Genomic DNA, 19413 nt, shown 5'->3' on the forward strand with positions numbered 1-19413 from the left:
CTCCTAGGGCCTGTTGTGAATGGCGAGGGGGGACGGGTCCCGCGGCGCGGGGGTGCTCCCGGTGAGGGCGAGGAAGGCGTCCTGGAGGGACGCGCCGGGGGAGCCGGCATGGGCGCGCTTGAGGGCCTCCGGTGTGCCCTCCGCGACCACCACGCCCTTGTCGATGATCACCAGCCGGTCGGCCAGCGCATCGGCCTCGTCGAGGTAGTGCGTGGTCAGGAAGACGGTGGTGCCGTGCTCGGCGCGGATGCGGCGGATCAGCTCCCACAGACCGGCGCGGCTGCCCGGGTCGAGCCCGGTGGTCGGCTCGTCGAGGAACAGCACCTGGGGGCGGTGGGTGAGGCCCATCGCGAGGTCCAGCCGGCGCCGCTGGCCGCCGGAGAGCGTGGCGGTCCTGCGGTCGAGCAGCCCGTCCAGGCCCAGCCCGTCGGCCAACTCCTCGGCACGGGCGAGGGCTTCGGCCCTGCCGAGGCGGTAGAGGCGGGCCTGGGTGACCAGCTCCTCGCGTACCGGGACATGGGGGTCGATGCCGCCGGACTGGGCGACGTAACCGGAGGCGCGGCGTACGCCTGCCGGGTCGCGGACGAGGTCGCAGCCGGCGACGGTCGCGGTGCCGCCGGTGGGCGCCAGCAGGGTCGTGAGCATCCGCAGGGTGGTGGTCTTCCCGGCGCCGTTGGGCCCGAGGAAGCCGAGGATCTCGCCGCGCTCGGCGGTGAGATCGATGCCCCGTACGGCCTCGACGGTGCCGCGTTCGGTGGTGAAGGTCCGGGCGAGTCCGGACGCGTGGAGGACTGGCATGCCCACAGAAAAACAGAGCGAATGAAAAATTGCAATGCCCCCAAAATTTCACTGAGCCCAATGAAAGGTAGGGTGAGGGCATGGCAGAGGGGCTCAGGGAGCGGAAGAAGCGGCAGACCCGGCAGTACATCTCGGACGTGGCCACCGGCCTGTTCATGGCGCGCGGCTTCGATGCGGTGACCATCGCGGAGGTCGCCGAGGCCGCGGATGTCTCCGTCAACACCGTCTACAACTACTTCCCGGCCAAGGAGGACCTCTTCTTCGACCGGAGCAAGGGCGTCGTGGACCGGCTCTCGCGCTTCGTGCGTGGCCGGCCGGCCGGGGAGTCCGCGGCCGCCGCCGTGCTGCGGGAGCTGCGCGAGGAGGTCGAGGCGGTCTCCCCGCGGGTCGGACTGATGGAGGGTTACGACCAGTTCATGCGCGTGGTGCACGGGGCGCCCACCCTCAAGGCCCGCCTCTGGTACATGCAGCAGGAGATCCACCTCAACCTGGAGGAAACGCTCCGGGAGGAGACCGGCGCGGCGGCCGACGACCCGATGCCGGGCCTGATGGCCGGACAGATCGGCTGGGTGCACCAGAGCCTGATGGGCTGGATCGCGCACGAGATGCTCGCCGGCCGCAAGCCCGCCGAGGCCTCGCGGGATGCCCTCGTCCTCCTCGACGAGATGGAAGAGCTGCTCGGCGAAAAGGTCCTCAACTACGCCGTACGGACGACCGACTGACGGCGGGCTGTCCGGATCGCGGCCCGCCCCGGGCGCCCCGTCGGTGTGACGTCCGTCATGTGAGACGTGACGCGCATCTCTTACCCTCCAAACGATCGCTCACGACCGCTAACGTCACCCAGGACCGTCAAATGCACAGGGTGTGAGGGGACAAGCAGTGGCAAAGAAGCTCGCCGTCATCGGGGCCGGACTCATGGGGTCCGGTATCGCGCAGGTCTCGGCCCAGGCGGGCTGGGACGTGGTTCTTCGCGATGTGACGGAGGGGGCGCTGGCCCGGGGCAAGGGTGGCATCGAGGCGTCGTTCGAGAAGTTCGTCGCCAAGGGCAAGCTGTCGGCGGCCGACGCCGAGCAGTCGCTGGCCCGGATCACCACCACGACCGACCTGGAGGCCGCCGCCGACGCCGATATCGTCGTCGAGGCCGTCTTCGAGCGGATCGACGTCAAGCGCGAGATCTTCCAGTCGCTGGACAAGCTGGTCAAGGACGAGGCGGTGCTGGCCTCCAACACGTCGGCCATCCCGATCACCAAGATCGCCGCGGCCACCTCCCGTCCCGAGCGGGTCGTCGGTACGCACTTCTTCTCGCCGGTGCCGATGATGCAGCTGTGCGAGCTGGTGCGCGGCTACAAGACCAGCGACGAAGCCCTCGCCACGGCCCGGCAGTTCGCCGAGTCGGTCGGCAAGACCTGCGTCGTCGTCAACCGCGATGTGGCCGGCTTCGTCACCACCCGCCTGATCTCGGCGCTGGTCGTCGAGGCCGCCAAGCTCTACGAATCCGGCGTCGCCAGCGCCGAGGACATCGACATCGCCTGCAAGTTGGGCTTCGGTCACGCGATGGGTCCGCTGGCCACCGCCGACCTGACGGGCGTCGACATCCTCATGCACGCCACCGACAACATCTACACCGAGTCCCAGGACGAGAAGTTCGCGCCGCCGGAGATCATGCGGCGAATGGTCGATGCGGGCGATATCGGTCGCAAGAGTGGGCAGGGCTTCTACAAGCACTGATGCCGCGTCAGCCCCATTGGACCGATGGGGTCACCCCACGGGGTGAATTCGGTATCGGTTCGCTTACAGGCGGCAACTTCGCCGCATGAGAGGCAGTCAGATCTGTAGACGTCCAGGCGTCACCACCCATGACATCGGGGAGCGCATATGCACATCAGGGGCGACCACGCCGAGCTGGTCGTCGGGGGCCGCCTCGACGTCCGCAGCGCGGCGGACGCCCGTACGGCCCTGCACGCCGCCGTCGACTCCGGTCGGGGCGATCTCGTGCTGGACCTGACCGAGCTGGATTCCTGGGACGCCACCGGCCTCGGCGTGATCATGGGCGCGCACCGCCGCGCCGGCCGGGTCAACCGCAGGCTGGTGCTGCGCGGAGTGCCGCCCCAGATGCAGCGCCTGCTGGTCGCCACCCGGCTGCACCGCATCCTCGCCATCGAGGGCGGCATCGAAGCGGAAACGCTTCCCCGGGTGTGAGGCAGGTGCGGTCGGCCGCCCGGGCTCCCGTACACGGGGCCGGGACACCCTCCCGGGCGATCAGGACCGCACCTCAAAGCGTGACGAAAACTGAAGAGGCTGAGCGGCAGAAATGTCGTAAACCGCGTGATACCGACCAATCCAGGAAGTTCTGGTCAGGACCGGCCCCCGCCGGTGCACCGGCCCGCTCTCCAGGTCTAAGGTTCGGTTCCCGCCCGTATGTCATCATCCGCGGCGGGCACCGGACCAGACGCGACGGCTGAGGACGACCTGCCGGAGCCGGGGGAGTGCGGACGGCCGGAAGCGCAGTCGGCACGCCAGATCTGGGAGCTTGCAGCATGGACCCGAACCCTGACCGGGGACCTGAGGAGTACGGCGAGCAGGGCAGACCTGCCGAGCCGCCGGCCCCCGCGTTCGGCGGCGCGCGCGGCGGCTCCGGCGGGCTCGCCCGCGTCGTCCGGCTCGTCTCGGGCGCCTATCTCGTCACCGTCAACCCCGTCGACGGCAGCGAAATAGAACCCTGCCCGCCCGGCGAGCGCCCGGACGCCCCCGGCAGGCTCGACCCGGAGGAACGCGCCGCGGCCGCTCGCGCCGCCGCGCCCCCGCTGCCCCCGGGCCCGCCCGGATTCGCCGGCCACCAGGCCGCGCTCGAAGAGCGCACCGAGGACACCGAACGCCTCGTCCGGCTGCTCTCCCGCGGCCGCTCCGTGCGCGTCACCGGCCCCGCCGGCTCGGGCCGCACCCGGCTGCTGGACGCCGTCGCCGCCGGCTGCGCCGACCTCGCCCCCGACGGCGTCATCCGGCTCTCCGGCTACCACCGCACCGCCACCGACCTGCTGTACGAGCTGTTCACCGCCGTCTACCGGGCCCCGCAGCACCGCCCCGACCGGCCCGAACTGCTGCGCATGATCGCCGAGATCGGCGCCATCGTCGTCCTGGACGACCTGGAATTCGGCGGCGCCGCGCTCGACGAGCTGCTCGACGCCACCCCCGAATGCGCCTTCCTGATCGCCGCCACTCCCGATGTCGCGGCCCCCAGCGCCGACTCCCACCTCGAAGAGGTCTTCCTCGGCGGACTCGGCCGCGACGCCTGCGCCCGGCTGCTGGCGCGTGCCGTGGACCGGCCGCTCACCGACGACGAGGAGGCCTGGGCCGCCGACCTCTGGTTCGAGTCCGAGGGGCTGCCGCTGCGGTTCGTCCAGGCCGCCGCCCTGCTGCGGCAGTACGACCGGATGCGGGCCGGGCCGGGAGCCCTCGACGACGGCTACGGCCTGTTCCCCGAGGCGGGGACCACCGCCTTCCCCGGGACGGCCGCCTTCCCCGAGGAGGGGACGGCCACCGACCCCGCCGGCCCCGACGTCGAGCCCGGTGAGCGCCCCGAGGTGCTGCTGCCGTCCCTCGGGGAGGCCGCCGCCCCCGCCCCGCTGCTCGCCGCACGGCTCGGCGCCGCCGCCCAGGAGACGCTGCGCTTCGCCGTCGCGCTCGGCGGCGAGCTGCCGCACCAGGCGCACCTGCCGGCCCTCACCCAGGACACCCACGCCGACGCCGCCCTCGGCGAGCTGCTGGCCTGCGGTCTGATCACCCCGGTCGGCAGCCACTACCGTCTCGCCGCCACCGTCCAGGACCAGCTGGCGGCGGCCGGCTACGCGGAGGGCGCCGCCGCACGGGCGCACACCGCGGCCCAGCACTACGCCTGGTGGGCCGGTCACCCCTCGGTCACCCCCGAGCGGGCCGCCGCCGAGTCCGATGTGGCGCTGGCCGCGATGGGCGTACTGACCGGCAGCCGGGAGAGCGGGCACGCCAGCGCGGCCGTGCTGCTCGCCCGTACGGCCGCCCCGGCATTCGCCGCCGCGTTGCAGTGGAGCGCCTGGGAGCGCAGCCTGCGGCACGGCCAGGAGGCCGCGCGGCTGGCCGGCGAGGTCGCCGAAGAGGCCTACTTCCACCACGAGCTGGGTGTGCTGGCACTGTGCACCGGCAGCCTCGACCGGGCGCGCGCCGAGCTGGAGGCGTCCATCGGGCTGCGCGGGGTGCTCTCCGACCGCAACGGCGCGGTGGCCGGACGGCGTGCCCTGGCACTGGTCACCGACCGTTCGCGGGCCGACGCGGCCGCGGCCGCCACCACGGCCCTGCCGCAGGCGGCCGCGCAGCGGGCGGCGCCGAAGGGCCGGGCCGTGACGCCGCGTGATGGCGTCTCGACCGCCAAGCTGCGGGTGCCGCGCGCCGAGGAGGCCGCGGCGACGATCATCGCCCGGGGTGCCTCGGCCACCGCCGCCACCACGTCCGTCCCGGCCGCCGGCGGTACCAAGACCGGCAGGGGCGTCCTGCGGGTGTTCGGCGGGGCGCGCCGCAATGCCGTGGCCGCGGGCGCCGGCGCGCTGCTGGCGGCCGTCCTCGGCACCATCGTCACCCTCGGGGCGACGGGCGGCGACCAGCCCCATGACGACAAGGTCAGCACGGAACAGACCACCGACGACGGCGACAGCACCGACCTGCCGGCCGAACAGCCCGGTACGGGCTCCGGTGTGCCGCCCACCGCCGCCGGCACCACCCGGCCCGGCACCCCCGGTCACGCGCAGACCCCGTCGCCCTCGGTCAGCGACCCCGCCACCAGCGGCTCGCCCACCGAGTCGAGCCCCGCGCCCACCGACCCGACGACCGCCCCCACCGATCCGACCGGGCGGCCCACCACGCCCACCGGCCGCCCGACCCATACGCGCCCGCCCACCGACGAGCCGACGGACCCGACGCCGACGGAACCCACCGACGAGCCGACGGATCCGACGCCCACCGAGGACCCCACGGGCAAGCCGACGACCCAGAGCCCGTCGCAGTCGGCCGCCAACCCGTCCGGTGGCTCCTCCGGCGGCTCCGGCACCACTCCGTCCGACGGAGCACCGGCCCCCGGCGGCGGCACGCCGTCGGACGGTACGGCACCCTCCTCCTCCGGTACGCAGAGCGCCCCGGCCGGCTGACGGCCCCGCAGAGAGCAGCGCAACGGCCCCGGTACAGGTACCGGGGCCGTTGCGTTCGGCGGCCGCCAGAGGGCCGCACGGGGTCAGAACAGGCGGAGCTTGTCGTCCTCGATGCCGCGCAGTGCGTTGTAGTCCAGGACGACGCAGCCGATACCGCGGTCGGTGGCCAGCACCCGGGCCTGCGGCTTGATCTCCTGGGCCGCGAAGATCCCCTTCACCGGCGCCAAGTGCGGGTCGCGGTTGAGGAGTTCGAGGTAGCGGGTCAGCTGCTCGACACCGTCGATCTCACCACGCCGCTTGATCTCGACGGCGACGGTCTGGCCATCGGCGTCCCGGCACAAGATATCCACCGGGCCGATGGCAGTGGGGTATTCACGCCGAATCAGGGAGTATCCCTCGCCCAAGGTTTCGATCCGGTCCGCGAGCAGCTCCTGGAGGTGCGCCTCCACCCCGTCCTTGATGAGCCCCGGGTCGACGCCGAGCTCGTGCGAGGAGTCGTGCATGACCTCCTCAAGGGTGATGATGAGCTTCTCGCCGCCCTTGTTCTCCACCGTCCACACCTCGCCGTCGCCCTCCTTGAGAGTGCAGGGCGGCGACATCCAGTTGAGGGGTTTGTAGGCCCGGTCGTCCGCGTGAATGGAGACGGAGCCGTCCGCCTTCACCAGGATGAGGCGAGGGGCCGAGGGGAGATGGGCGGTGAGCCGGCCCGCGTAGTCCACGGAGCAGCGGGCGATGACGAGGCGCATGGGGCGAAACGCTACTCGACCGGAGGGCCCCCACGCGATTCGCCCTGGACCACGGTGCCTTTCCGGGGGAAATCCCCGCACCCCCGGCGCTCGCCAATGGCCGGTTGTATGTGCAATCTCCTGGTGCGGGCCTCTTGCGCGGCATACCGTTGAAGCGGGGGGTTGTGAGGCGAACACGCTCCGTCGCAAAGCCCCTAGTCCCGTCCCTAGGCCCTGTCCGTCCCGGCGGGGCCGCGAGAGGAGAACCTCATGTCGCTCGACGTCTCACCGGCCCTCCTCGAACAGGCCGAGCGAGGCGAGGTCGACGAAGCCGCATTTGTCGACTGCGTCCGGACCTCCCTGCCCTATGCATGGGGGATGATCAGCTCTCTGGTGGCCCAGCTGAAGGTGGACGGCGGAGAGTTCGCCGACAATCAGACGCCGCCGCCGGACGAGCGGGCACGCGGCCAGCTGCTGCGCGCCCTGGCGAGTGACGCCATACGTGGTTCGCTGGAGCGCCACTTCGGTGTGCGGCTCGCCTTTCAGAACTGCCACCGCGTCGCGGTTTTCCCGCTCGACCCGGTGGTGGACGACCGACTGGCCCGCTTCACCTCCATCCGGGGTCAGCTGCTGAACCAGTCGCCCGAACTCCGCGACTGCTGAACGAAGTTGCTGCCGCTGCTGCACACGGTGGTGACACACACCGCGCCGGTGCGCCAGCGGCAGCACCACTCATCAGAAGCTGACCTCTCTCCGGTACGGCGCCCTCGCACCACCGCATCACAGGCACATTTACCCGCACACGGCACCCGCATGCCGTCCGCCCGGCCGGCTCCGGTCACCCCAGCTGCGGCAGGACTTCCGTGCCCAGCCGGCGGACGTTCTCCTCTGTCGCCGCGAGGTCACCGGAGCCCTCGACGAGCAGCGCGAACCGTGTGATGCCCGTACGCTCCGAGGTCGCCGCCAGCCGGTCCGCGCACAGCTGCGACGGGCCGACGGGGTGCAGCTCGCACAGCAACTCCGTATAGGCCAGCGGATCACGCATCGCGCGATAGCGGCCGTCGACCGTCACATGCGCGCCCAGACCCTGCTGAAGCCAGCCGGGCATCGCCTTCGTCAGGGTCTCCGCCGCCGCCTCGCGGGTGTCGGCGATCTGCACCACGCCCGCCGAGACATGCTCGGCCGCGGCCACCTCGTCGCCGTCCCGGCCCGCCTCCCGGGCGGCCGACCGCCACAGCGCGACCATCTCCGCCTTCTCCTCGTCGCCGCAGTGCATGCCCAGCAGCATCGGCAGCCCGCGCTCGGCGGCCGTGCGCACCGACGACGGGGAGGTGCACGCCACCACCACCGGCGGGCCCAGGGCACCGGCTCCCGGATCGTACGGATCCGTCAGCGCCTCGGCCGGGCGTGGTACCACCGCTACTTCGCGGAACGTATAGCGCTCGCCCTGCGCGCCGACCCGGGGCTCCCGCAGCCAGCGCATCAGCAGATCGAGCGATTCCGGGAAGCCGTGGTCGTACGCGGCGAGCCCGGAACCGAACACCTCCAGATCGATCCACGGACCGCCCCTGCCGACGCCGAGCGTGAACCGCCCGTCGGTGGTGAGATGCAGCAGCGCCGCCTGCTCACCGAGGGCTACCGGATGCTGGGTCGGCAGCACACTCACCGCCGTGCCGACGCCGATCCGGCGCGTCCGCCCCAGCAGCAGCCCGGCCAGCGTCACCGCATTCGGGCAGACGCCGTAGGGTACGAAATGGTGTTCCGCCAGCCAGACATCGTCGAGTCCGGCCTCCTCCGCGACCTCCGCGGAGCGCACCGCGCGGTGCAGTGCTTCCCCCTGTCCCTGACCGGGAAATTGAGCGGCCAGGATGAAAGCCCCAACGCGCATCGCTCTCTGCCTCCTCGCAGCCGACGCGACTCCCCCCTTACAGGCAACAACGTGTGACACGTGCCCAGGGCACGGCCTGACGGGAAATTTCCCGATGATCGCAGAATCCTGCCGAGCGGCGTCCACCCCTGACCGCGCCGCGTACGCTGGTGACAGCCCGTGACTCCGTACATAGCCGAGGTGTTCTGTGTCCCCGCGCCGAAATCGCCAGCACGGCGGTGCGAAGCCCATCGACCGCCCGGGCGGTGACCACTACGGCCGGATGGGGGCGCCTCCCAGTGGTGGCTGGGACACCACCGAGGAGTGGCGCGGCGAGGACTGGGTCGTCCGGCCCGTCGGGGGCGGCGGCGCGGCCAAGCACTACCGCTGCCCCGGCTGCGACCAGGAGATTCCGCCCGGGGTGCCGCATGTCGTCGCCTGGCCGCAGCACGGTGACGTCGAGGACCGCCGGCACTGGCACAAGGCGTGCTGGAACGCACGGGACCGCCGGAGCGCGCGGCTCCAGCGGTCCAGGAACGCGCCCCGATACTGAGCAGAGCCCGCCTCCGCGCCCCGGGCGGGGCGCGACGACAGGCTCTGCGGGGGAGCGGCGGGCGCGGCGTCAGACGTCGCGCTGCATGATGGCCGCATAGGCGCCGCCCAGCACCACCGCGGTCACCCCGGCGAGGATCCACAGCGGGGTCCAGCCGGTCGGGCCGGTGCTGAGGAAGGGAATGTCGTACAGCGTCGCGAGGGCGCTGGGGACCGAGTACTCGATCAGCGCCCGCTGGATGTCCTTGAGGCTCTCGCCCTGGAGGAACAGCGCCAGCAGCATCGGCAGCAGCACCACACCCATCATCGTGCTGATGGCGCCCGCCGAGTGCCGCAGCAGGGTGCCGACGGACAGGGCCAGCAGACCGAGCAGCGCGACATACAGACCGGCACCGAGGGTGGCGCGCAGCCACTGATCGGCGGTCGGTGCGGGGCCGTTGAGCATCGCGCTGTCGAGCAGGGCGACCAGGGTGGTCGCGACCGTCGTCAGCGCCAGTGCGAGGGCGAAGAAGACGATCGCCTTCGCGGTCAGCATCCGCACGCGGCCGGGGGAGGCGGTCAGCGTCGTACGGATCATGCCCGTGCCGTACTCGGACGAGATCGACAGCACGCCCAGGGTGATCACGCACAGGCTGCCGAGCAGGACACCGACGAAGCCGACGCCCAGCAGCGGATCCAGCTCGCGCTCCGAGCCCGCCGCGAGCGAGGCCAGCAGCCCGATGCCGAGGATCAGCAGCAGCATCACGCCCAGCGTCCAGATCGTCGAGCGCACCGAGCGGATCTTCGTCCACTCGGAGGCCAGCGCATGGCCGAGGTGGGTGGGGCGCACCGGGATGGGCGAGACATAGCCGCCCGCCGCGCCGGCGAAGGCCTGCTGGGGGTGCGGCGGGGCCGGGTGCTGCGGGGGCTGGGCCGGGGCCTGGGCCTGTGCCTGCGCCTGGGGCGGTGCCTGGGTCTGGAGCATCATCGTGCCCGCGTCCTTGCCCGGACCGTGCGCCGCGAGCGGCTGGGGCTCGGGGTAGGGCTGGGCCTGGAGCATCATCGTGCCGGCTTCCTTGGCCGGTGCGGGCTGCCCGGGGGCCTGCTGCGCCTGGAGCGCCATGGTGCCCGGTTCCTTGGCGGGTGCGGGCTGCCCGGGCGCCTGCTGGGCCTGGAGCATCATCGTGCCGGCCTCCTTGGCGGGCGCGGGCTGCTGCGGTGCCGGCTGCTGACCGGGCTGCTCCGGCCCGGCGGGCGGTGCCTGGGGCGGCATGCCCTGCTGCTGGGCAGGTGCGGCCGGCGGCGCGGCGGGCGGCATCGGCGGCGCGGCCGGCACCGGCTGCTCGTGCGCGCCGGTGTCGTGGGGTCCGCGCTCAGGCTGCGGCTGGGGCTGCGGCTGCTGAGGGCTGGTCATCGGGCGTCCTCGTGGTGCGGCGTGGGCTGGTCGGCAGGGGCGGCGGGGGCCGCCGGCGGCATCGGCGCGGCGGGCTGTTGCCCGTACGGGTGGGGTGCACCGTAGGACTCGGGCGACCCGTACGGGTGACCTTGAGCCTGCGCGGGCGGCGGATACCCCGGCCCTGGGGCCCCGGGCGCCTGCTGGGCGTACGGGTCCTGCTGGGCATAGGGGTTGGGCTGCCCCTGGCCGGGGACGCCGGCCGGAACCTGGCCGGGGACACCGGGCTGACCGGCCCCGTACCCCGGGCCGCCGGCGAAGCCCTGCGGGGCGCCACCCTGCGGGGCGTACCCGCCGGGGGCGCCCTGGAGACCGCCCCGCGGGTCGGCCGTCGAGCGGTAGTCCACGGCGCTCTGCGTCAGGCGCATGTACGCCTCCTCCAGCGACGCCTGGTGCGGCGACAGCTCCCACAGCCGGACGTCGGCCTGATGCGCGAGCTCGCTGATACGGGGGAGCGGCAGCCCGGTCACCCGCAGCGCACCGTCCGGCTCGGGCGCGGTCTGCCCGCCCGCCTCACCGATCGCGGCGGTCAGCTTCTCGCGCTGCGCCGGCTCGGTGTCCGGCGTACGCACCCGGGCGAAATCGGCGGAGTTGGCCGAGATGAAGTCCTTGACCGGCATGTCCGCCATCAGCTGTCCACGGCCGATCACGATCAAGTGCTCGGCGGTCAGTGCCATTTCGCTCATCAGGTGCGAGGACACAAAGACCGTACGGCCCTCGGAGGCCAGCTGCTTCATCAGATTGCGCACCCACAGGATGCCTTCGGGGTCGAGGCCGTTGACCGGCTCGTCGAAGAGCAGCACCTGCGGATCGCCGAGCAGTGCCGCGGCGATGCCCAGCCGCTGGCCCATGCCGAGCGAGAAGCCCTTGGAGCGCCGCCCCGCGACGTCCTGGAGACCCACCACCCCGAGCACCTCGTCGACCCGGCGGGCCGGGATGCCGGACAGCTGGGCGAGCGAGAGCAGATGCTGGCGCGCGCTGCGCCCGCCGTGCACGGCCTTGGCATCCAGCAGCGCGCCCACCTGGCGCGGGGCGTTGGGGAGGCTGCGGAAGGGACGGCCGGCGATGGTGGCCCGCCCCGAGGTCGGTGCGTCCAGGCCCAGAATCATGCGCATCGTGGTCGACTTACCGGAGCCGTTGGGCCCCAGGAAGCCGGTCACCGTGCCCGGCCGTACCTGGAACGACAGGTTGTACACGGCCGTCTTGGCGCCGTAGCGCTTTGTCAGGCCGACTGCCTCGATCATTCTCCGCCCCTCGCGAGATGTCCGGGGCAGAGGCGGCCTCGTGCCCCCGTGAGGGTTAGGAGGCTATCCGGCGGTTGACGGTTCCCGTCAATTCCCCTCGTCCTCGGCCGTCCCGCCGTGCCGCGCCGCGTTTTTCTTTGCGCCCGCGGTGGTTGGGGGGCGGCATGGGGCCGGCGTGGCCGGTCAGGCGTCTCGCTTCTTGAGGAGTACGTATCCGCCGATAAGCGCCGCGGCCGTCCAGGCGATCATGATGGCCAGCCCGCCCCACGGTCCGTACGGCACATCGTCGCCGGCCGGCGTCACCACCTGCATGATTTTCGAACCCGCCTGATCCGGCAGATAGCGGCCGATTTTCTTGGTCGCCGAGACATTTCCGAGAATGTTGGAAATCAGGAAAAAGAATGGCATCAGAATGCCCAGCGAGAGCATCGGGCTGCGCAGCATCGTGGCGACCGCCATCGAGAACAGCGCGATCAGCGTCATATAGAGCCCGCCGCCGATCACCGCGCGCAATACGCCCGGATCGCCGATGTCCGCCCGGAGTTCGCCCAGTACCGACTGTCCGGCGAAGAAGGTCACGAAGCTGGTCGCCAGGCCGACGACGAAGACCAGCGCGGTGGCCACGAGAAGCTTGCAGAACAGAAAGGTGCCGCGCTGGGGCACGGCCGCCAGCGAGGCACGGATCATGCCGGTGCTGTACTCGTTCGAGACCACCAGCACCCCGAAGACGATCATCGCGAGCTGGCCCAGCCCCATTCCGGCGAAGCTGATGTTGGTGGCGTCGAACGCCAGCCGCTCCCTGGCCGGCATCGAGCCGAAGTCGCTGCTCGCCAGGGAGCAGATCAGCACGCCCAGCCCAATGGTGACCACGACGGCGATGCCCAGCGTCCACACCGTGGACCGCACCGACCTGATCTTGGTCCACTCCGACCGAATGACCTGCCCGGCCACCGCCATGGGTCAGCTCCTCTTCTTCTGCCAGTCCGCACCCCAGCCGGTCGGCTGCGGCGCGCCCGGCCGTGTGCCGGCCGGCTGCGGTGCTCCCGGGGGCTGCGCCGTCGGCGACCCTCCGGTCTGGGCCGGCACCGGTTCGCCGTCGTGCGCGTGATACTCCACCGATTCGGCCGTCAGCTGCATGAACGCCTCTTCCAGGGAGGCCTGCTGGGGGCTCAGCTCGTGCAGTACCAGCTGATGCCCGGCGGCCAGTTCGCCCAGCCGGTCGGCGGGCACCCCGTCGATCTCCAGCGAGCCGTTGCCGACCGCCACCGCCTCGATGCCCTCGGCGTGCAGCACATCGAGCAGCTTCTCCTGCTCCGGGGACCGCATCCGGACGTACGACCGGGAGTTCTGGTGGATGAAGTCCTTCATCGAGGTGTCCGCCATCAGCCGGCCCTGCCCGATCACGATCAGGTGCTCGGCGGTCAGCGCCATCTCGCTCATCAGATGGGAGGAGACGAAGACCGTCCGGCCCTGGCCCGCCAGGTTCTTCATCAGATTGCGGATCCAGTGGATGCCTTCGGGGTCGAGGCCGTTGACCGGCTCGTCGAAGAGCAGCACCTGCGGATCGCCGAGCAGCGCCGCGGCAATACCGAGCCGCTGGCTCATCCCGAGCGAGAAGCCCTTCGAGCGCTTCCTGGCGACGGCGGACAGCCCGACGGTGTCCAGCACCTGGCCGACCCGGCGACGGGGAATGCCGTTGCTCTGCGCCAGACACAGCAGATGGTTGGCGGCGCTGCGGCCGCCGTGCACCGCCTTCGCCTCCAGCAGCGCGCCGATGTACGTCAGCGGATTCCGCAGCTGCCGGTAGTGCCTGCCGTCGATCCGGACCGTTCCCGACGTCGGGTTGTCCAGGTCGAGCATCATCCGCATGGTCGTCGACTTGCCCGCGCCGTTGGGCCCGAGGAAGCCCGTGACGATACCGGGCCGCACCGTGAACGTGAGGTGGTCCACGGCGACCTTGTCGCCGTAATGCTTGGTCAGCCCCTCGAGCTCGATCATGTAGAGCACGCTAGGCGCGCCCTGTGGCCCCTGCCACCGGGGCGGGGCCGCCCGGCTGACCCCCCATATGCACAGCGCCCCCGCACCGCCACAGAAGGCGGTACGGGGGCGCGCGGTCCGGACCGGGGCGAAACCTGCCTGATAGCACCACCCAGCGTCAGCCGGGGGTGGGGGTACCTCCCGGCGACAGCTGGGGGAGTCAGCGGGTCTGCTGGGCGGGGACGCCGCGGGAGGTGGTCTCCTCCTCGCCGGGGGCGCCGGCCGCGGCCACCGCCGCGCCGGTCAGCGTCGCCAGCATCTCGCGGACGTTGGTCAGCTGGGCGTTGATCGAGTCGCGGCGGTTGGTCAGCGCCGCCAGCTCGCGCTCGGATTCGCTGCGGATACGATCCGCCTTGGCGTTGGCGTCCGCCACGATGTCCTCGGCCTGGCGCTGCGCGGTCTCCACCGTCTGGCGGGCCCGGCGCTCCGCGTCCGTACGTAGCTTCTCGGCCTCCAGGCGGAGCTGCTCGGCGCGGTGCTCGATCTCCGCGAGCCGCTTCTCGGCCTTGGCCTGACGCGAGGCCAGGTCGCGCTCGGACTGCTCACGGCGCTTGGCGAGGTTGGTCTCGAAGTCGGCTGCGGCCTGCGCGGCCTTGGCGCGGGTCTCCTCGAAGAGGGAGTCCGCCTCCTCGCGCTTGGACTGCGCGTCCTTCTGCGCCTCGGCGCGCAGCGTGGACGCCTCGCCCTTGGCCTTCTCGACGATCCGGGCGCCCTCGTCCTCCGCCTTCGCCTTGCGGTCCGTGGCGAACTGCTCGGCGTCGTTGCGGACCTGCTGGGCGGCCGACTCGGCCAGCTCACGGTGCTGCTCGGCGGCCCGGCGGGCCTCTTCGCGCAGATCCTTCGCTTCCTCTTCGGCGAGGCGGAGGATCTTCTCCACGCGCGCACCGAGGCCCGCGTAGGACGGTTCGGCGTCATTGACCTGCGCCTGGGCGTTCTGCGTTTCGAGGTGCAGTTCCTCGATCCGCTTTTCCAGCGACGTGATGCGGGCCAGCGCGCTGTCGCGATCGGCGACAAGCTTCGTAATGCGGTCATCCACCTGACCGCGGTCGTACCCACGCCGCACGAGCTCGAAGCCGAAAGGGGAGGAAGTGTCGCTCATGGGGTTCCTGTCGAAGAGACCGGTGAGGTGATAAGGAGAATCCTAGGGGTCACAACGGCGTGTCATCGAGTCAATGCCCGTTTGATCTGGAGAATGACCCCTCATTTGAGTGGCTACCCCTCAGACTGCTTGCCACTCGAACGAGTTGCCCCCGCGCCCGCGGCCGCCTTCACTCCGGCGCCCTTGCCCTCCCCGTTTCCGCCGGGCGCCTCGAACGACTCCAGGGCTTCCAGAACGTCCTGAACGCGGGAGATTTCGGCGTTGATGTCCTCGCGCCGGCGCACCAGAACCTCCAGCTCCCGCTGGCCCTCGTCCACGATCCGGGCGGCCTCCGTCTCGGCCTCGCTGCGCATCCGCTCCGCGTCGCGCACCGCCGCGGCCTTCTTGTTCTCGGCCTCCTTGATCAGGCCCTCGGCCTTCTTCACCGCCGAGATCCGGACCTTGCTCGCCTCGCTGTTCGCGTCCGCCACCATCCGGTCGGCCTTCTCCTCGGCCTCCACCTGCTGGGCGGTGGCCTGCGCGATGAGCTTGTCGACCCGTTCGCCGGCGTTCTTCATCGTCTCCGCCGACTCCCGGCGGGCCCGCTCGTGCAGCTCCTCGACCTCGGACTCGATCCGCTGGCGCAGCTCCTCGGCGCGCTCGCGGATACCGGTGGCGTCCCGGCGGGCCTCCTCCAGCAGGGTGTTCGCGTCCGTACGCGCCTTTTCCACCCGTTCGTTGCCGTCGGACGCCGCCTCCGCGAGGAGCCGGTCGGCCTCCTTGCGGGCCGCCCCGACCATGGTGTCGGCCTGCTCCTCGGCGGCGGTGGCGGCCTTCAGCGCCTCCTCCTGCGCCTTGGCGACGAGCTGGTCCGCCTGCTCGGCCGCGTCGCCGCGGCGCTTGGCGGCGTCCTTGCGTGCCTCGTCGAGCAGCCGGTCCGCCTCCTGCTGGGCCTCGGTCCGGGTCTGCTCGGCCGCCGCCTCGGCGTCCTCCTTGAGCTTCGCGGACTCGTTACGGGTGCGGTTGGCGTGCTCCTGTGCGGCGGTGACCGTTTCGGCCGCCTCGGCCCGCAGCCGGTCCGCCTCCGCGGTGGCCGTCGCGACCATCCGGTCCGCCTGCTCGCGGGCATCGGCCCGGGTACGGTCCGCGTCCCGCTCGGCGTCCGAGGTGGTCTCCGCCGCCTCCGTGCGCAGCCGCTCCGCCTCGGTCGCGGCCTCCGACATCAGCTCGTCGGCCTGCTGCGCGGCGTCCGAACGCGTCTTGTTGGCCGCCTTGCGCGCCTCGTCGCCGGTCTGCTCGGCGTCCAGACGGGCCTTCTCGACCACCTCGGCCGCCTCGGACCGCAGCCGCTCCGCCGCCTCGGTCGCCTCCGCCACCAGGGACTGCGCCTGCTGCTCGCCCTCGGCCCGCAGCCGCTCGGCGTACTGCTGGGCCTCCTGGACCGTACGGTCCGCGTCGTCCTGCGCCGAAGACGTCAGCTCGGTCGCCTCGGTGACGATCCGTTCGGCCTCCGTGCGCGCCTCGGTGACCAGCTGGTCGGCCTGCTCCGCGGCGTCCGAGCGCATCCGGTTCGCGTCGTTGCGCGCCTCGGCACGGGCCCGTGCCGCGTCCTGCTCGCCCGCCGCCAGCGCATCCGAGGCGTCCGTACGCAGCTGCTGCGCCTTCGCCGAGGCGTCCGCGACCAGCTTCTCGGCCTGCGCGGTCGCCTCCGACACCAGCCGGTCGGCCTGGTCGGCGGCCTCCGAGCGCGCCGTATCGGCGTCCCGGCGTGCCTCGTCCAGCACCCCGGCCGCTTCGGTGCGGAGCGCCTCGGCCTCCTCGATGGCCTCGGAAACCGCCCGCTCCGCCAGGGACTTCGCGGCCTCCGTCGCCTCCTGGGCCTCCTGTCGCGCCCGCGCCACGTCCTGCGAGGCGCGCTCCCGCTCCTCGTAGGCGTCCCGGCGGACCCGGTCGGCCTCGTCCTGCGCCTCGGCCTTCGTGCGCTCCGCGGCGTGCTCGGCCGCCGAACGCAGCCCGGCGATCTCCTCACCGGCCTGCTCGTGCAGCCCCGCGACCGCGTCCCGCACCTGCTGCGCGGTCTGCTCGGCCGCCGCCACCAGTTCGCCGGCCCGCCGGTCCGCCTCCTCGACCAGCCGCTCGGCTTCCTCCTGCGCCTCGCCCACCCGCGTACGGGCCGCCGCCAGCAGTTCGTCGCTCTGCTCGCGCGCCGCGGTCCGCTCCTGGTGGGCCTCCTCGCGGGCGTCGCCCAGCAGCTGCTCGGCCTCCCGGCGGCGCCGTGCGGCCTCCTCCTGGGCCGCGGCCAGCGCCTGCGCCGCTTCCGCGCCCGTGCGCTCCGCGGCCGTCGCGGCCTCGGCGCGCACCCGGTCCGCGGTCTCCTGCGCCTCCGCCTTCAGCCGCTCCGCCTCGGCCGACGCCTCGGCGCGCAGCCGCGTCGCCACCGACTCGGCCTCGGAGCGTGCCGACGAGGCGTCCGAAGCGGCCTCCGCCCGCAGCCGTTCGGCCTCCTCCTCGGCCTGCTGCGTCAGCAGCCGGCGCCGCTCGGCCGACTCCGCCTTGAGGCGGGCCGCCTCCTCCTGCGTCTCCCGGCGCAGCCGCTCCGCCTCCGCGCGGGCACCGCGCAGCGACTCCTCGGCGGCGGTGACCTTCTCCTCCGCCTCGTGGTGCAGCCGGTCCAGCTCGGCCTGGGCGCCGGTCCGCAGCTCCTCCGCGGCCTCTTCGGCCGCCACGCGCAGCCGCGCGGCGGACTCCTCGGCCTCGGTGGTCACCATCTCCGCGGCCTGGGCGCCCTCGGTCAGCAGCTCCTCGGCCTCCGAACGGGCCCGCTCCAGGGACTCCTCGGCCTGCCGGCGCAGCGCCGTGGCCCGCTCGATGGCCTCCGTCCGCACCCGCTCGCTCTCCGCGACGGCACCCGAACGGGTTTCCTCGGCATCGGCCTTGGCCTTGGCCAGCAGCTCCTCGGCGGACCCGGCCGCCTCCTCGATCTGCTGAACCGCCTCCCGGCGGGCCTCGCTGCGGATCCGCTCGCCCTCGGCGACCGCGTCCGCGCGCAGCTGCTCCGCCTCACCGCGCAGCCGCCGCGCCTCCTCCTGGAGTTCGGCGGTCTTGGCGCGGTACTCCTTGGTGTCGTCCTTCGCCGCGCCCTTGAGCTGGGCCGCGGTGTCATGTGCCTCTTCGCGCAGCCGGTCCGCCTCGGACTCGGCCTCGCTGCGCAGCCGTTCGGCCTCCTCCGCGGCCGCCTTGGTGGTGGCCTTGGCGTCCTCGGACGCCTTGGTCAGCACCTCCTCGGCGGTGCGTGCGGCCTTCGCCAGCTGGGCCGCGGCGTCCTCCGACGCCTTGGACCGGGCGGTCTCCTCCGCCTCGGCGATCAGCCGGTCGGCCTCGGTACGGGCGTCCTCGCGCAGTTGCTCGGCCTCGGCCTTGAGCGCCTCGGCGTCCTTGGTGGCCTCCCCGACCAGCCGGGCGATCTCCGCCTTGGCCGTACGGGTGCGCTGCTCGTTGTCCGACTCGGCGGCCGTCAGCCGCTTGGTGGCGCTCTGCTGCGCCTCCTCGACCAGCTTCTCCGCCTCGGCGCGCGCCTCGCGCAGCGCCTTGTCGGCCTCCTGGACGCGGGCCTCGGCGGTGCGGGTCAGCTCCGCGGCCTGGCGGCGCGCCTCCTCCGACTCGGTGCCGACGCTGGTACGCAGCTGCTCGGCCTGATCGGTGGCCTCCTGGGCCTGGTTGGACGCGGCGTTCAGCAGCCGCTCGGCGTCCGTCCGGGCCCGGCGCAGGATGCTTTCCGCTTCGGTACGGGCCTCTTCGGCCGCCGTGCCGAGCCGCTCCCGGGCGCGTTCGGCCAGCCGCTGGGCCTCGGCCCGCGCGGTGGCCAGCGCCTGCTCGGCCTCCCTGCGGGACTCCTCCATCAGCCGGCGGGCCTGCGACTCCGTACGGGCGCGCAGCTGTTCGGCCCAGGCGACGTTCTCGTTGACGTGCGATTCGACGGTCTGCCGGCGCTCGTTGAGCTCCTCGTCGAGCCGCTGGCGCCGGGTGACCGCCTCGGAGTGCAGCTCGGCCTCCAGCCGGGACTGCCGCTCGGCCTGCTCCTGGAGCAGCCGCTGGGTCTGCGCCCGTGCCTCGCGCAGCTCGCGCTCGGCGTCCGTACGCAGTTGGTCCGCCTGGATCTGCGCATTGCGCAGCAGCTGCTCGGCCTGATGACTGACGTTGTCGTAGGCAGGGCGGGTCGCGAGGTTGCGGCGCGCCTCATGGAGCTTGGCGCGCAGCACCTCGACCTGGTAGCCGAGGTCGTCGGCGTGCTGAACGGCCTTGTCCCGCTCGCTCTTCAGCCGCTCCATCTCGGCCTCGAACTGCGAGAGGTGGTCGTCAGCCTCGTAGCGGTCGTTGCCCCGCACTGCGCGGTCCCATCCGTCCCCTGGTCATGGTGGCGGCCGTCTCCGGTCCTGCGGCGCTCGTCCCGTACACGTCACGTCGTACCGGACTCGCGCCCATCGGAGCTGACCCTTCCGAAGAAATGGT

The 19413-nt window shown here is 72.5% G+C and carries 15 protein-coding genes; 6 read left to right on the top strand and 9 right to left on the bottom strand.

Features of this window, described 5'->3' with window-relative positions; all coding sequences use genetic code 11:
- Positions 1-3: 3 nt before the first annotated feature.
- Entirely contained in the window at positions 4-798 is a 795-nt protein-coding gene (locus M8I34_RS15155) for an ABC transporter ATP-binding protein (protein WP_250050001.1), read from the bottom strand.
- 80 nt (positions 799-878) lie between these two features.
- Here M8I34_RS15155 and M8I34_RS15160 point away from each other — a divergent pair, with 80 nt between their 5' ends.
- From M8I34_RS15160 to M8I34_RS15175, 4 genes are all read left to right on the top strand, one after another.
- Complete coding sequence (locus M8I34_RS15160; protein ID WP_250050002.1) at positions 879-1520, top strand: TetR/AcrR family transcriptional regulator; 642 nt, start codon at positions 879-881, stop codon at positions 1518-1520.
- A 157-nt stretch (positions 1521-1677) separates the two neighbouring features.
- On the top strand, positions 1678-2526 hold the full coding sequence (locus tag M8I34_RS15165) for a 3-hydroxyacyl-CoA dehydrogenase family protein (protein WP_030081289.1): 849 nt from the start codon (positions 1678-1680) through the stop codon (positions 2524-2526).
- Between the two features lie 147 nt (positions 2527-2673).
- A complete protein-coding gene (locus M8I34_RS15170; protein WP_006603077.1) occupies positions 2674-2997 on the top strand; it encodes an STAS domain-containing protein in 324 nt (107 codons plus the stop codon).
- A gap of 338 nt (positions 2998-3335) precedes the next feature.
- Positions 3336-5969 carry an ATP-binding protein gene (locus M8I34_RS15175; protein WP_250050003.1) on the top strand — a complete coding sequence of 878 codons (2634 nt, stop codon included), beginning with the start codon at positions 3336-3338 and terminating at the stop codon, positions 5967-5969.
- Between the two features lie 83 nt (positions 5970-6052).
- Here the strand turns inward: M8I34_RS15175 and nucS are convergent, their stop codons facing one another.
- Positions 6053-6715: an endonuclease NucS gene (gene nucS, locus M8I34_RS15180; RefSeq protein ID WP_244418675.1), complete on the bottom strand. Its 663-nt coding sequence runs from the start codon at positions 6713-6715 to the stop codon at positions 6053-6055.
- Positions 6716-6964: 249 nt separating this feature from the next.
- On the opposite strand from nucS, the gene M8I34_RS15185 reads away from it, so the two are divergent.
- Positions 6965-7357, top strand: a complete 393-nt coding sequence (locus tag M8I34_RS15185; protein ID WP_250050004.1) for an SCO5389 family protein — start codon at positions 6965-6967, stop codon at positions 7355-7357.
- A 175-nt stretch (positions 7358-7532) separates the two neighbouring features.
- Here the strand turns inward: M8I34_RS15185 and M8I34_RS15190 are convergent, their stop codons facing one another.
- The gene (locus tag M8I34_RS15190) at positions 7533-8582 is read right to left on the bottom strand and encodes an LLM class flavin-dependent oxidoreductase (RefSeq protein WP_250050005.1); all 1050 of its coding nucleotides are present in this window, start codon (positions 8580-8582) and stop codon (positions 7533-7535) included.
- 187 nt (positions 8583-8769) lie between these two features.
- Between M8I34_RS15190 and M8I34_RS15195 the strand changes: the two genes are divergently transcribed.
- Complete coding sequence (locus tag M8I34_RS15195; protein WP_030080108.1) at positions 8770-9114, top strand: hypothetical protein; 345 nt, start codon at positions 8770-8772, stop codon at positions 9112-9114.
- A gap of 69 nt (positions 9115-9183) precedes the next feature.
- On the opposite strand, the gene M8I34_RS15200 is transcribed toward M8I34_RS15195, so the two are convergent.
- The 6 genes from M8I34_RS15200 to scy form a co-directional block, all read right to left on the bottom strand.
- Complete coding sequence (locus M8I34_RS15200) at positions 9184-10077, bottom strand: ABC transporter permease (protein ID WP_374210915.1); 894 nt, start codon at positions 10075-10077, stop codon at positions 9184-9186.
- A 425-nt stretch (positions 10078-10502) separates the two neighbouring features.
- The gene (locus M8I34_RS15205; protein WP_250050006.1) at positions 10503-11789 is read right to left on the bottom strand and encodes an ABC transporter ATP-binding protein; all 1287 of its coding nucleotides are present in this window, start codon (positions 11787-11789) and stop codon (positions 10503-10505) included.
- 183 nt (positions 11790-11972) lie between these two features.
- Positions 11973-12746 (bottom strand): ABC transporter permease, encoded by a 774-nt coding sequence (locus M8I34_RS15210; RefSeq protein WP_244418671.1) that lies wholly within the window; start codon positions 12744-12746, stop codon positions 11973-11975.
- Positions 12747-12749: 3 nt separating this feature from the next.
- Complete coding sequence (locus M8I34_RS15215; RefSeq protein WP_244418670.1) at positions 12750-13787, bottom strand: ABC transporter ATP-binding protein; 1038 nt, start codon at positions 13785-13787, stop codon at positions 12750-12752.
- A 199-nt stretch (positions 13788-13986) separates the two neighbouring features.
- Complete coding sequence (locus M8I34_RS15220; RefSeq protein WP_030981956.1) at positions 13987-14925, bottom strand: cellulose-binding protein; 939 nt, start codon at positions 14923-14925, stop codon at positions 13987-13989.
- A gap of 113 nt (positions 14926-15038) precedes the next feature.
- On the bottom strand, positions 15039-19289 hold the full coding sequence (scy, locus tag M8I34_RS15225; protein ID WP_308372316.1) for a polarized growth protein Scy: 4251 nt from the start codon (positions 19287-19289) through the stop codon (positions 15039-15041).
- Between the last annotated feature and the right edge of the window lie 124 nt (positions 19290-19413).

Source organism: Streptomyces sp. MCA2 (assembly GCF_023544705.1).
GTDB classification, from domain to species: domain Bacteria; phylum Actinomycetota; class Actinomycetes; order Streptomycetales; family Streptomycetaceae; genus Streptomyces; species Streptomyces decoyicus.

Coding starts and splice junctions, on each gene's coding strand:
- M8I34_RS15155 (WP_250050001.1), bottom strand. CDS start 798: ATGCCAGTCCTCCACGCGTCCGGACTCGCCCGGACCTTCACCACCGAA.
- nucS (WP_244418675.1), bottom strand. CDS start 6,715: ATGCGCCTCGTCATCGCCCGCTGCTCCGTGGACTACGCGGGCCGGCTC.
- M8I34_RS15175 (WP_250050003.1), top strand. CDS start 3,336: ATGGACCCGAACCCTGACCGGGGACCTGAGGAGTACGGCGAGCAGGGC.
- M8I34_RS15220 (WP_030981956.1), bottom strand. CDS start 14,925: ATGAGCGACACTTCCTCCCCTTTCGGCTTCGAGCTCGTGCGGCGTGGG.
- M8I34_RS15185 (WP_250050004.1), top strand. CDS start 6,965: ATGTCGCTCGACGTCTCACCGGCCCTCCTCGAACAGGCCGAGCGAGGC.
- M8I34_RS15205 (WP_250050006.1), bottom strand. CDS start 11,789: ATGATCGAGGCAGTCGGCCTGACAAAGCGCTACGGCGCCAAGACGGCC.
- M8I34_RS15170 (WP_006603077.1), top strand. CDS start 2,674: ATGCACATCAGGGGCGACCACGCCGAGCTGGTCGTCGGGGGCCGCCTC.
- M8I34_RS15210 (WP_244418671.1), bottom strand. CDS start 12,746: ATGGCGGTGGCCGGGCAGGTCATTCGGTCGGAGTGGACCAAGATCAGG.
- M8I34_RS15190 (WP_250050005.1), bottom strand. CDS start 8,582: ATGCGCGTTGGGGCTTTCATCCTGGCCGCTCAATTTCCCGGTCAGGGA.
- M8I34_RS15160 (WP_250050002.1), top strand. CDS start 879: ATGGCAGAGGGGCTCAGGGAGCGGAAGAAGCGGCAGACCCGGCAGTAC.
- M8I34_RS15200 (WP_374210915.1), bottom strand. CDS start 10,077: ATGCTCCAGACCCAGGCACCGCCCCAGGCGCAGGCACAGGCCCAGGCC.
- M8I34_RS15215 (WP_244418670.1), bottom strand. CDS start 13,787: ATGATCGAGCTCGAGGGGCTGACCAAGCATTACGGCGACAAGGTCGCC.